The following is a 14,572-nucleotide window of genomic DNA, read 5'->3' as shown; positions in this document are numbered from 1 at the left end:
TTACTCATCTCCAAATATATTCCTGCAATTATCACATCTAGGAACAGGAAGGCCACTTCTCGGCCGAACAGCAGCAGTAAATTTGATATCCTCAAGCTTCAGACGTGGATTTGCCAGCATCAGTTCGTTTGCAGCTCTGAATTCTGCGCAACGACCAATAGTATTCCCACATGCTGTCTTGACGCCAAGGCCCCCGAGCGAATCAGCGTACGCCTTCAGGCCCGGCGCGATCACATCAGGAACAGGGCCACTCGACGTAGTCACAATTCTACCAGTTGTAGGATCAACAGCACCGATTGCGGTCGCTGGCGGGTTCCTTCCAATACCTGCGATGTACTTTATGAGCTGCTGTTCCGCATCGGCGATAAGTCTGACCTCCGAAGCGGCCGTCATGGTCCTCTTGGCGAGGAGTGCCTCCGGCCCGACCAAGGAAGTTCCGATGTCAAACGTGAGCTTTCCACCAATGTCAGCCGCCTGATCTACGTCTTCAAAATTCCACGAGTTCCTACCACCAGTCAGGTAGTACGCAAGGCCTGCCGTCTTCTCCATGTACTCATTGATGGCCTGACTTATCGCGCTGTTGCGTTTTTGGGAGAAGGCCTGCAAGCCAAGCTTGTCCATCTCCTTGTAATCCGAGACCAAGCCCAGCAGAACACTGATCTGGTTCATGCTTGCAGCACCCGCTAACAGGTCCTTTCCGCCGGTCCAGAGCCCGTTTACGAACGCAGTACCAGCGACCGATCGATTCGTCGACGACAGCCAGTCGGCTTCCGCACCGTAGCCTGCACCACGCAATAAATCGACAGTGTTCGAACCACACTCACCAACCAGCGAACAGTACACCTTCCTTTGCAGATCTTCGGTAGAAGAGTGAATGGCAATTTTTTCAAGGCTGACCCCAGAACCGGCATTCTTGCTCGCAGAGATGAGCTTATCGGCGTTTTCCGCCATCCATGCGTCATACTCCCCCTCATATATAGGTGAGTTATGCGATTCCAATGCAATTTTCGCAAGTGAACGCTGCTCAGCACATGCGGCAGATCCTGGCACTTGGCACGCCATCAACAACTTGTAATCGCGCTCCGCAGAGAGCCGCTCGAAGTTCTCCTTGATATCGCAGTCTTTACCTGCATCAGAGCAGATAACAGTCGCCTGAAGGTACTCCATCCGCTCGTCATGATTCAGGTAGTTGTTCTCAACGGAGTTTCTCGCAATCCCCATGCTCAATGCCGTACCAGAAACTCCTCCACCAGAAATCCCTCCCGCCATTGCGCCGACTGCTTGCCCGAGCACCCTTACCTGCTCCGCCTGCTCAGGTGACAATTTGCCCCCATTCTGTTTGGCGTAGTAATCGCCCAGGAACTTCGCCGCCAACTCACCACCACCGGCCGCCAACGCCCCACTCCCCGCCTTGCCGCCATTGGCCTCTGCCAACAGCGCGCCCAGCAGCGCGTGCGACAGCATCTGCATGGCCTCGCTAGGCGCAGCACTCTGCTTGTTCGGGTCAAACGTCTTGCCGATCAGTTCAGCCGCATACGGCGCCAGCGCGTTGGAACCCAGCTGACCCAGCCCCTGCCCTTCAACACCACCGACCAACGCGCTGGTCACTGCGCCGAGTGCGCGACCATAGACGCCATCAGGGGCCCACTTCTGCTGGGTCACCAGCGCTTCCGGGTAGGATGCATCGAACGCGACCAGACGGTTGAATCGCTCGTCCGGAGAAAGCGCATCGAATGCCCGTTTCTCTTCGGGACTCATCCCTTCCCGATACTTGTCCGTAATCTTCTTCGCATCCGCACTGCCAATATCCCAGGCAATCTGCTGGCTGGTGGCCATCACCGTCCCCGCCGCAGCCACCATCGCCTGCTGATCCGTCAGCCGCTTGCTCGCATCCGGCAATGCATCCACCGCGCGATGCGCTCCACTGGCATCGGTGTTGATGCCCAGCTCGGCCGCCGACGTCTGTCTGCCACCGATGGTGATGTTGCCCTCGGTCAAGGTGGCAAGGGTGGAGCTGCTGTCGCTGCCCTTTTCCATCATCGGCAGGCCCGGACCACCTCGGGGTGCGGCAGTTCCCGGCTTGGGCGTCCAGCCATCCATCTCTCCGCCCGCACCACCACTGATGCTGCCGGAGCTGGCCGTGTAGTCCATGTGGTTCCGCAGGTCAGTGAACGTCAGCGAGCCCGCAGTCAGTTCACTGTTGCCCGCATGGGTGCTGGTAATCGCACCGCCCACCAGATTCACGTGGCCGGCGTCGACGTGGTACCCGCCATTACCGGCAAACAGGCCGCTCTGCTGGCCAACACCCTGATAGCTGCCGCTGGCCTTGCCTGCACTGGCGTAACCGTCGGCATTCCACGCAGTGCCGAACGACACCTGCACGCGGCCACCCACCTGGCTGTTCCTGGACATGCTCTCGGCGATGTCCTGCAGCGACTCGATCGTCAGCGTGCCGCCGGTCTTGACGTCGATGCGATCAGCGGACGCTGTGGCGCCACGCAGCGTGGTATCGCCGTCGGCCTTCATCGAGATGTTCTTGCCGGTCAGCGTGGTGTTCTGCCAGGTGCTACTCTCGGCATTGGCCTTGCTGCTGCCAACACTCGCCTCGGCGTACACATACACGCCGGTCTGCGCGCCTACAGAGACCCCCACGCCGACTTCGGCGCCGGCATTGCTGCTCTTGCTGCGGTCGGCCACATGCGCCTTGCCAGCTTCCAGCAGGATATCTCCGGCCGAATCCAGGCTGAGGGTGTTGCCTGCACTCAGGTTGCCCTGAACAACATGGATGTCGCCCTGGGTGCTGGTGAGGTTGACGTTGCCGCCGCCCTGGATGGTGGAACCACGCGACACCATGCTGCTGCCATCGGCACTGCTGTTGGCGGTCTTGAAGCCGATGCCTGCTTCAGCACGGAACAGTTCGCCACTGCCGCCATGGCCGGAAAGCGCCGAGATCGCACTGGCTGCCTGGTACGCGTTGGCGCCCGCTGCCATGCCCTGCATCTTCTGCAGGCGATCATCTGACTGACGGGCCGCGTCCACGTTGTTGATCAGGTCGATCAACGGCGACTTCACCCGCGCGAACACGCCGATCTTCAGGTCCTTGTCGCTCTGCGAGTAATGGCCACTTTCGTCGGCGGTCAGCAGCTCGATCTCGGCAGCGGTGATGTTCACGTCCTTGGCTGCCACTACATTGCTGGCCGTCTGCGTGTACTTGCCACCGGCGGTCAGGTTCACGCTGCCACCCAGACTGCCGATGCTGCTGGCCACCTGTGACACCTGCGCGCTGTCGTCCTGGTGCTGCTCGCGGTGCCAGCCGGAGAACTTCTCGGCATCCGATATCTGTACCGTGCCGATCGCCTTGCTGTCCGACGTATTGGCGTTGCTGACCGTATCCTGCCCGCTGCGGACCAGCAGATCACCGGCCGCACGGATGCTGACGTCCTTCTCGGCGGCGATATTGGCTGCGGTCAGGCTGATGTTGCCCTCGGTGGTGGCCATGCGCACGCCGCCGCCGACCGACAGCTGCGTGCCGGTGATGGTGTCGCTGCTGCCGCTGCCCTGGCTCTGCGAGTTGTTGGTACCGAACGGCAGGCCGCTGGTGTTGTTGGCAAAGCCCCAGCCCTTGCCGCGGCTGCTGCTGTCGCTGCGCTCGGTGTTGTGGGCCACGTCGAACACGATGTCCTTGGTGGCCAGCAGCACAGCGTTGCCCTCGGCCGACATCTGCGTGCCCTGGCTGAGGATCGAGCCCCCATTGGCAATCAACGTGAGATCGCCGCCTGCAGCCAACTGGCTGACGCGGGCATCACTGGTCGAATGGCTCTGTTCGCTGTTGGTGCGCTGGCTGCCGGCAGTCACCACGGTCGAAGTGGTGGCCGCGCGCAGGCCGGAGGCTGCACCTTCAGCGGTGCGGGTGATCCGCCCCATCGCCGAGCCACTGTCGGCCATGCCGTCGGTGGTCGAATCGCGGGCGCTGCGGTAGGCCTTGGTCGGATCGTAGGTCACGCCCACCGAGAAGCCGCTGGACTTGCTGGCCTGGCTGGATTCGCTATCCGTGGTGTCCTGCCGCGCCAGCAGCGCAATGTCCTTGCCCACCAGTGTCAGGTTCTCGCCTGCGGCGACGTCCGATGCCCCGATCGTCAGTGTGTTGCCAGCATTGATCAGCACATTGCCGTCGCGCGAGGCGATCGCCGATCCCACCTGGGTGGTGGACTGCTCGGCGCGGGTGCTGCTGTTCTTCGCGCTGCTGTATCCAACCGATGCCACGCCGTTGCCGAAGCCTCCGGTAACGCCCGATTTCTTTTTGCTCTCGCTGGATTCACTGCTGTGATGGTCCTCGGCGGCAGTGATCAGCACATTGTTGCCAGCCCCCAGGATCCCGTTGCCGGTGGCATCGACCACCGCACCTACCGCAGTCAGATCGCGGCCAGCCGTGATGCTGATGCGCTCGCCCTGGATCGCCGTGCCGATGGCATAGCTGTCGCTGGCGTCGACGCTGCGCGTGGTGGTGGTGCTGGAGAGCGTCTTCTTTTTCTTGTCGTAGCTGTCGAGGCTGTAGTCGTGCGTCTCGTTGGCTGAGAGCAGGTTGACGTCGCGGCCCGCAGCCACGCTTACCGTGCCGTCATTGCTGTCGACCAACGCGGCGGTCAGGTTGACGTCCCGGCCAGCCTTCAGGAGCAGATTGTCCCCTGCCTGCAACGTACTGCCACGCACCGTCTCATCACGCTGGCTGACCTGCAGCGAGCTGCGCTTGCCCGCATTGGCAAAATCGCGGCTCTCGCTGTCCACCAACGCCTGGCTGTTGATGTCCCCACCGGCCTGCAATGCCAGGCCGGCCCCCGCCTTGATCTGCGCGGCGGCCAGGGTGATGTCCTTGCCAGCGGCCAGCACCACATCGCCAGCGCCCTGCACCGACGAGGCGGCATGTGTCGTCCTGCTGCTGCGCTGGTGGTTGCGCTCGTCGAAGGTGGCGTCGCGGCGTTCCTCCAGCGCAATCGCGCCAACATCCAGATTGCCGCCTGCGGCCAGCTGGGTCAGGCCGTCAGTGCCAGCGTTGCGGATCTGTGCGGCCTGCAGGCTGATGTCACCGCCAGCCACCACCGACAGCATGCCGTCGCCACTGGGGTTGGTTACATACAGGCCGGCGACCCGATCGATGCGGTTGGTCTCGTACTGGTAGCTGCCACCGCCCCGCTGTGTCTCCACCGTGGAGGCCACCGTGACGTTGCCCGCCGCCTTGACCGACAGCGCATCGGTGGCCGTCACGGCGGCACCGACAACGCGGATGTCCTTGTCCGACGACAGCCCGACGTACTGGCCGGAAATGCTGCCGCCGAGGTGCTCGATGTTGCCGGCATCGATGGTCACCAGCTTGCGGCCGGCGATATTGCCGGTGTTGACCAGGCCATTGCCCAGTTTGATATCGACATTGGCACCGGCCAGCAGTGCACCGTTGCCGTCCAGGTCGCCCGGTCGCAGGCGCAGGTAGACCTGCGGCACCAGCGCGGTGGTGGTGCTGCCATCGGCCAGGGTGACGGTCTGCTCGACCAGCCAGACGATGTCACTGGTCAGCTGTGCCATCTGTGCTTCGGTCAGCGCCACGCCGGGGCGCAGGCCCCATTCGCTGGCCACCGTGGCACCGGCCTCCAGCAGCGCGCGGTACTGCGCCTCGTCACTGGCGTAGCCATCGAGGAAACGGCGACCGGTCAGCTGGCCGATCTGTTCGCGCACCAGTTTCTGCTCGTAGTAGCCATCGCCCAGGCGTTTGTGCACGGTATCGGGCGAGTAGCCCATCTGGCCCAGCAGGTGGTCCGAGCTCAGCCAGGTCTTGTGGTCGGTGAAGCGCGGATCGGTCTCGACCAGATAGTGGCCACTGTTGGGATTGACGTTGAACAGGCTGGCGCTCGGCGCGCGCGTGTCCGGTGCACCCATCGCGATGCGGTCCGGTGATCCACCACTGGCCGCGACCACGCGCGGCCCAGAGGTGCCGCTGTTGCCGGCCACGCCGCCGACGTTACCGCCCTGCTGAGTGCCGGCGGCATCGGCCGCCTGCGCCAGCGCGCGTTCGGCACCGGTGCCGGTGGACTGGCCCGGCCCCTGCGCACCGCCATGGCCCGGCCCATCCGGCAGCGACTTGGGCCCCTGCACATTGAGGTTGGCCATGGCCGAACCGTTCTGCACGTTCGGCGCGTTTCGCCCCTGGTTGAGGTTGCTCAGGTCACCGACGTCGATGACCAGCGTGCCACCACTGGTGATGCTGCCACCGATCCTGCCGATCTCCTCGGAGATCGTGTCATTGCTCCAGGTGACCCGTTCGTTGCTGTAGGTGTGACCCACATTGTTGAATTCATGGGTGCGGAACAGCGTCTGCGCCAGGTTCTCCACCTTCGCCGTCGCGGTCAGTCCCACGATGCTCAGGTTGCCCCCTGCGGCGATGCTGCCGTAGTGGTTCTTCAGGTTGTCGGTGCCGATGCGCATCGCGCCGCCGGAGCGGATCACCGCGTCGGCGCCTACCCCGGCGCCGAGCACATCTTCGGTCACTGTCCGGGTCGCGATGCGGTACTGCTCATTGCTGCTGACGTTGTTGCCACCCGAGCCGCGCGGATTGGTCAGCGTATGGTCCGGATCGTTGTAGTCCTTGTAGGTCCACAACTGCACGCAGTTGGTGGTGCAGGTTCCGTAGTTGCTGGAATAGGTCAGCTTGTCGTCGACATAGCGGAATGCCGGCGCATCGGGATGCAGGGTACTCAGCTCGGCGAACGGGTCATCCGCGCCGACACGCACCTGGTCCGGATTGACCTGGTTGTCCTGGCGGCCGACGTAGTACATCACCACCGTGCCATCCTGCACGTTCAGGCGCGCGCGCTCGCCCAGGCCGGCATACAGGCCACCGCGTCCGAAGAAGTAGGCACTGGTCTTCGAGCTCAGGCGCACCACCGCGCGATGCACGGTGAAGCCATCAGGCGTGATGTGCGGCGTGTCTTCGAGGATGTCGGCCGGGTCGAGGTAGTACACCTCGTGCGCGGAGTAGTGGCTGGTACTGCGGATATCCTCGGTGCCGTTCTTGCCGTTGCGCCACCATGCCGGGCGGTCCAGCCGCACCGGATCCATCACGGTCGTGGCCTGTGTGATGACCACGTTCTCGCGGATGTTGTTGACCACCTGCGCATCGATGGACAGGTTGCCGGTCACATCGATGACCGAGCTGATGTTGTCGATCCGCCCGGCAATGCCGCTGGCGATCCGGTCAGCGTCGAGCGTGCCGCCGATGGCAGCATCACCACCGCTGTAGATCAGGCCCTTGCCGGTGTTCTGCAGCTCGCGCACGCCCAGGTCCAGGCGCTCACGTGCGGCCACGGTGCCGACGCGGGTGGCACCACCGGCCTCTTCGGCGCGGTTCTTCAGCACGCCGGTGGAGATCGCCACGCGATCACCGTAGATGCGCCCGGTGCCGAGATTGTCGATTTCGCCGGCCTCCAGGTGGGTCAGCGCGCCATCGATCAGGCCCCGGTTGGTCAGCTGGCCACGGGCATTGAGGTGGGTCGTGCCCTGGCTGGAGATCTCACCCGAAGCCGCATTGGTGATGTTCTGGGCGTTGAGGTCGAGGTTGCCACCGCGCACCACACCCTGGTTGTCGAGGTCGCCGGACAGATTCAGCGACAGCGTGCCGTTGGCGATCCATTCGCCACGTTGGCGCATGCCCTGCTGCAGGGTGAGGCCGAGGTCACGCTGCGCATGCACCTGGCCGTCTTCGCTGAGCGCACGTGCCACCAGGGTCTGGCTGCCATCGGCGCGCAGCAGGCCACCGCTGTTGGCGACGTTGTCCGCCTGGCTGTCCAGGTTGCCGCCGGTGCTGATCACGCCGCCGGTGTTCTGCAGCTGGCCGTTGATCTGCAGCCGCGCACCGCCATCGGTGACGATCTGGCCCTGGCTGTTGTCCAGCCACTGGGCGCCGAACTGCAGCTGGCCCGCCTGCAGGCCACGCGTGCCGTCGCCGCCACGGGTGTTGCGGTTGTCCACGCTGGCGGCAGTGAGGGTCAACCGCTGCCCGGCCGCGATCGCGCCGGCGGCGTTGTCCAGGTGCCCGGCCAGGGTCAGGTCGAGGTTGCGCCCGGCCTGCACGCGACCACTGGCATTGGCCAGGCTCGCCGCCTGCAGGGACAGATCCGCGGAGCTGGCAAGTGTTCCACCGCCACTGTTGTCGACGCGGGCCAGCAGCAAGCGCGCATCGCCTTGTGCATTGACTGCGCCGCCACGGTTGTCCAGCACGCCACCATCCAGCTGCAGCTTCCCGGCTGCCAGCAATCCACCGCTGCCGGCGGTGGCGCGGTTGTCGATGTCCTGCCCGGCCGTGTTGATGGTCAGGTCGGCCGCCGACTGCACGCGACCACCCTGGTTGTCCATCGCGCCACTGCGAACGATCAGGTCGCCCTTCTGCGTGCCCAGCGTGCCGGCGCGGTTGTCCAGCCGCTGGCCGCGGGTATCGATGTCCAGCTGGCCGCCCAGCAGCGTACCGCGCTGGTTGAGCAGGCCATTGGCCTGCAACTGCAGGCGTTTGCCGGCCTGCATCGCACCGTCGCTGTTGTCCACGCCTCCTGCCGTGGTCACCGTCAGGTCCTTGCCAGCGACCAGGGTGCCGTGGCGGTTGTCGAGGCTGTCGGCGTCCAGGGTCATCGTGCCGGTGCTGGACAGCAGGCCCTGCTCGCCATTGTCCAGGCGACCGTCAACGCCCAGCACCAGCGCGCTGCCGCCCGCATGCACGGTGCCGCCCTGGTTGCCGAGGCTGGCAGCGGTGACCGTACCGGCACCGCCGAGCAGTATGCGGCCCTTCTGGTTGTCCAGAGCGTGGCCGATCGCCAGCGTGGAGTGACCGGTGCCTGCGCCCTGCAGCGTGCCCTGCGCATTGATCAGCTGCTGCGCGGTGACATCCAGCGCGCCATTGCTGGCGAGCGAACCACCGCGATTGTCCAGCACACCCTGTACGCGCAGGCGCAGCGCGTCTTCACCCGTTGCGGTAAGCGTGCCACCGGCGGTGGTCAGGGTGCCGGCAGTGATGTCGACGCGGCGCGCCGAGGTGGTCGCCCCGGTCAGATCGAGGTTGGCGCCATCCAGCGCAAAGCTGCCATTGCTGAGCACGCTGCCGCCCTTGCCCAGCAGGGTCTGCGCCGAGACCTGCAGCTGGCCGCTACCGGCGTGCTGGATCCTGCCTGCGCTGTTGTCCAGCGCCTGCGCCTGCAGCGTCAGGTCACCATTGCTGGCCAGCGTGCCACCGGCATTGCCCAGCGTCGTCGCCTTGATGCGGCTGGCGCCTTCACCGCTGGCGATGATGCGGCCACCGGCGTTGTCGAGCGTGGCGGCCTCAAGGTCGAAGCGATCAGCGCCCAGCGTCGCGTCACGATGATCCACGTCGTCGGCGCGCAGGGTCAGCGTGGCCGAGGAGACCAGCGTGCCCTTGCTGCCGTCCAGGCGGCCGGTGGTGATGTCCAGGCCCTGGTTGCCAGCCTGGCGGATGCTGCCGCCACTGTTGTCCAGCCGTGCGGAAGTGACCGCCAGGCGGTTGGCGTTGCTGGCGATCGTGCCTTCGTGATTGTCCAGCGCTCCGGCGATCTGCAGCGTGCTGTCAGCCGTACCGGCGCCGCTGAGCGTGCCCTTGCGGTTGATCAGTTCGCCGGCCTCTACCTCCAGCGCGCCATTGCCTGCAATCGTGCCGCCACTGTTGTCCACGCGCTGCGCCACGCGCAGCCGCAGCGCGCCGCTGCCGGTCGCGCTGAGGTTGCCGCCAGCGTTGTCCAGGCGCTGCGCGTCGATGGCAATGCGCTCGGCCTGGGTAATGCTGCCGGCCCCCAGCAGCAGGTCGCCGCCCTCAAGCTCCAGCGTCGACTGGCTGAGGATGCGGCCGCCCGCACCCTGCACGCTGTCGGCGCGGATCTGCAACGTGCCGCCGCCGGCGTGTTCGATCGCACCACTGCGGTTGTCCAGCCATGCCGCCTGCAGCCGCAGATCACCGGTACCGGCCAGGCGGCCGCCGCTGCCGTTGTCCAGACGTTCGCGGGCCTGCACCTGCAGCGCGCCGCTGCCTGCCGCCAGCACCTTGCCGCCCTGGTTGACCAGGCTGCCAACCTGCAGCTGCACCTGGCCATTGCCGGAGATGCCTCCGCCGCTGTTGTCCAGCGTGTCGCGCACCGTCAGCGCCACGCCCTGCGTGCCGGCCGACTGCAGCGTGCCCTGCTGGTTGTCGATGCGACCGGCGTCGATGCGCAGCCCGCCGTTGCCGACGATCTGGCCGCTCTGGTTGTCGAGCGCATCGCGCACGTCCAGTGCCAACGCCTGCGTTCCCTGCGCAACGATCTGGCCCTGGCGGTTGCGCAACACATCGGCCTGGATCTGCACGCGCTGCGCCGACGTGGTACCGCCACTCACGTCCAGCTCGCCGCCGGACAGCACCAGCGCGCCGTTGCTGAGCAGGCGCCCTTCGCTGCCACGCAGGGTCTCGGCCTGCACCCGCAGGCTGCCGGTGCCGGCCTGCTGTACCAGCCCCTTGCGGTTTTCCAGCGTGATCGCGGTGAGGCCCAGATCACCATTGCTGGCCAGCGTGCCGCCGGCGCTGTTGTCCAGCACCGTGGCCTTCACCGAACTGGCACCGGTGCCGAGCGACAGCAGGCTGCCACCCCGGTTGTCCAGCGTCCCGGCCACGATGTCGAACCCAGCCGCACTGAGCGAGCCGTTGCGCAGATCGGCGTTGCCGGCCGTCCATTGCAGGCGGCCCAGGGTACTCAGCCGGCCACCGGCGCCGGCCCAGTCGCCCGTATCCAGCTGCAGCCCCCCCTCACCGGCATGTTCGATGCGGCCAGCGGCATTGCCGACCTGGCCTGCGCGCAACGCCAGCTGCGTGGCATTGGTGGCCAGCAGGCCACCGTCGTTGTTGAACAGGCCATGCACCGTCCACGACGATGCCGCCTTGCCGGCGTGCCGCAGTTCACCACCGCGGTTGTCGAGCGACTGCGCATCCAGCAGCAGGCCACCAGCCACGCTCAGCGCGCCCTTCTGGTTGGACAACAGGCCCACCCGCAGCGTGGTATCGCCATGCACCTGCAGCGTGCCGCCATCGTTGCGCAGATCGCCCCCGGCCTGCAGCGCGCTCACTCCCAGGCGACCGCCGCGGTTGTCGAGACCGTTGCGTGCAGCCAGTGACACCGCGCCGCCGTTGCTGATGCTGCCGCCGTCGTTGTCCATCGTGCCGGTGATGGCGATCAGGCCGTCGACCATGGGCTCCACCGGCGGGCCACCGGTCGAACCGCCATTTCCTCCCCCGGTTCCCGGCGTGCCGGTTCCGGGCGTTCCGCCGCCGCCCGGCGACGCGCCGCCGCCAGGATTGCTTTCATTGCCACCTGACGCCACGGCATCCAGTGCGCCCAGCAGGCCGTTGCTGCGGTTGCTGGCCGTGTCGGCCCTGAGCACCAGGGCCTGCACGCCGGTCTGTTCAATCGCGCCGCCCTGGTTGCGCAACCCCTGCGCCTGCAGCTGCAGGCGCTGCGCATTGAGCGTGCCGTTGCTGTTGTCCAGCGTGCCGCCAGACGTGATGGCCACCTCACGCGAAGCCGCGATGGTGCCGGCATTGGCAATGTCACCACTGGCCTGCACGCGCACGTTCTGCCGCGACTGCAGCGCACCGGTGTTTTCCAGGCGCCCATCCACCGTCACCACCAGCTCGCCGGCCTGCGCACCGATGCTGCCGGCATTGCGCACGCCCACGCCATGCTCGTTGCCGACCAGCCAGATCTTGTTGGCGAACATGCCGCCCAGTACGCCGACGTCCAGTGCGAACGTCGGTGCCTCGCCGCTGGCCGCGTTCGCGCTGGCCTGGCTGTGGTCGGCACTGACCACGTTGCTGCCCAGCGTTGCCTGCAGCTGGTTGGCCCAGATGCCGGCATTGACCTTCAACGAACGGGTGATCAGGTCGGTGTAGTCGGCACGGCTGCTGTCCAGGCCATCGCCATCGATCTGGATCGCACCGCCGGTGACACGGTAGCCCTCAAGTGCGCCTGCACCGCTGAACATCGGGGTGCCGGTGGTCAGGGTCACCCGGCTGGCATTGAGGAAGCCGCCACCGTTGACCTGGATGCCGGCCGGGTTGGCAATGATCACTTCTGCACGCTGCCCGGCCACTTCCACATAGCCGTTGAGCCGGCTGGCCGGACCATTCACTTCATTGAGGATGACCCGTGCACTGCCAGTGGCCAGCCACGGGTTGCCCTGCACCCAGCCGCCCAGCTGCGTCTGCACCTGGCCGCGGGCGTTGTTGAGGATGGCGCCTTCGCGGCCCACGTCGAACTGCGAATAGCGGTTGCGCGACACACCCGCCGCCGACGGCGTGGTGATGTTCACCATCGGCACGCCGTTGGGTGCCGTCACCACCGTCGGCCGTTCACGGCCCGGCGCGTTCGGATCGGAACTGATGCGTGCATCGGACTGCGCCAGCGCAGGTGTTGCCAGACTGACCCAGCCCAGTGAGCACATCAGCGCGAAGCCCAGCAGCGACAGTGCCGCGCTCTGCCGGCCCGGCACATGGCCGACCAGGCCACCGCCGCCCTTCACCAGCTCCGAAGCCACCTGCCAGACGCGCAGCGCGCGGTTGAAAACCAGACGATAGATAGTGTTCATGTCACGTGTCCTTGTGGCAGATCAGTAGCGCCAGGCCAGGCTGAAGCCGAACGTGGTGTAGTCGGTGGGGAAATGGGCGGGCTTGTGCAGCGCTGAGCCCACGAAGCCATCCCAGGAAAGCTGCTGCCAGCCGCCGCGCAGGCCCAGCGCCATGCCGGCCAGGTCGTGGCCGGACTGCCATTGCGCGGATGGGCCGCCGATACGGCCGTAGTCGGCGGCCACGTAGAACTCCTGGCCACCGCCGATGCCCAGCGAAAGATCGTTGCGCAGCGACCAGCCACGCTCGCCGCTGAGCGAGCTTTCACCATCGAAACCGCGCACGGTATAGCGGCCACCGATGGCGAAGCGGTCCTGTGGCGAGAGCGGCGTGCGGTTCCACTGCGCCCGCCATGCGGCGGTGTAGCGCAGGCGCTGCCTGCCCAGCTGGAACGGCACGCTGAACTGCGCATCAGCGGTGATCAGCTTCATCCGCGAGGTGCCTTCCAGCGGCAGCGTCGGATCCCACTGCTGCGCCCTCTCTTCCGGCGAGCGCAGGGCGTGGAAGGCGCCCGTGCCACGCCGGTAGGCCACGCTGGCATCGAGCGTGGCAGTGCCGATGAACTGCTTGTGGGTCAGGCCCAGTTCCCAGCCGGCGGTGCGGCGGCGCTGCACTTCAATCTCGGTATCGTCGATGTAGTTCTTCGACTCGCGCTGCCAGCCGCGCGCATAGGCACTGAACTTGATCTTGGCATTGCGCAGCAGCAGCCGGTCCACCCGCGCTTCGGCGTTGCGGCTGCGACCGCTGTAGTCATAGCGTTCAAAGGCGCCGACCACGCTCTGGCTGTAGTCGTAGGCGCTGGCGGTGGCACCGAACAGCCAGTAGCCGTACGGCACGTCGTAGTGCGCCGTCCAGCTGTCGGTGTCCCTGCCGCGGCCGTTGAACACGCCACGCCCGGCACTGATGTAGAACAGCTCGTTCAGCCCCAGCGGATTATCCAGCGACAGCGTCGCGTTGGCCTGCAGCTTGCCGGTGCCGCGGCTGCCGGCATCGTCCAGGGTGACGCTGGCGCGTACCGGTGAACGCTGCGTCCAGTCGATCTGCAGGTCGCTCTGGCCCGGCGCCGCGCCCTCGCCGTCGGCCGGCGCGATCTTGATGTCGGCGCTGACGGTGGGCACGCGCTGCAGGTTCTCCAGCCCCTGCTCGATGTCACGCAGGTTGAGCAGGCCGCCGCTGCGGATCGGCAATGCATTGGCGATGGCCGGATGCCGGCCCTGCGGATTGGAGAACACGGCCTCGCGGAACCGGCCCGGCACCACCGACAACGTCAGCGTGCCCTGGTTGAGGTCCTGCGGTGCCGACAGCACCCGCGTGGTGACATAGCCACGGGCGATGATCGCGTTCTGCACGCGCTTCATCACCACGTTGATGCCTTCGGTCCCCAGGCAACGGCCGGTGGCCGGATCATCCACCGGGTCGGCCGCCGCCAGTGCCCAGCCGAAGCGCTGGCTGTCGTCGCCCTCCAGCACGATGCGATCAATACGCACGCAGGGCTGCTCCTGCGCCGGCAGGTGCTCGCCCTCCTTCTGCGCATCCCGCTCCAAGCGGACGTCGGGGCGTTGTTCCTGCTGCTCGCGCAATACGCGTTCGCGTTCCTGTTGCCGCAGCAGTTCCTGCGCGGCTGGATCACCGGCCTGCTGAGCGGCAACACTGAAGGTCATGCCAAGCAACACCCCCCACCCACCACCACGGCACACCTGCCGTGCCTGCTTCTTCCCTGACCGCACAGTCTTTTCCTGATATTGATGCAGGCCGTCGGGCGCCCTGTCCGGAAAAGGACAAGGCATCGACGTGCCGGCTTGATTCGGGTCTGCCGTCGCACACGCGAGAGCACGCCGCCGCGCGAAGCGCAGAAAAGCGCAAAGGGTATCGGCCGCC

General features: G+C 66.1%; 2 protein-coding genes. Both read right to left on the bottom strand.

Features of this window, described 5'->3' with window-relative positions:
* Complete coding sequence (locus ACUZUJ_RS06140; protein WP_458220110.1) at positions 1–12,657, bottom strand: hemagglutinin repeat-containing protein; 12,657 nt, start codon at positions 12,655–12,657, stop codon at positions 1–3.
* Positions 12,658–12,678: 21 nt separating this feature from the next.
* A complete protein-coding gene (locus tag ACUZUJ_RS06135) occupies positions 12,679–14,355 on the bottom strand; it encodes a ShlB/FhaC/HecB family hemolysin secretion/activation protein (protein ID WP_049446396.1) in 1,677 nt (558 codons plus the stop codon).
* Positions 14,356–14,572: the final 217 nt, after the last annotated feature.

This window comes from Stenotrophomonas sp. S4 (assembly GCF_054187805.2).
This window is presented reverse-complemented; position numbering and strand designations above follow the sequence as displayed.

Coding starts and splice junctions, on each gene's coding strand:
- ACUZUJ_RS06140 (WP_458220110.1), bottom strand. CDS start 12,657: ATGAACACTATCTATCGTCTGGTTTTCAACCGCGCGCTGCGCGTCTGG.
- ACUZUJ_RS06135 (WP_049446396.1), bottom strand. CDS start 14,355: ATGACCTTCAGTGTTGCCGCTCAGCAGGCCGGTGATCCAGCCGCGCAG.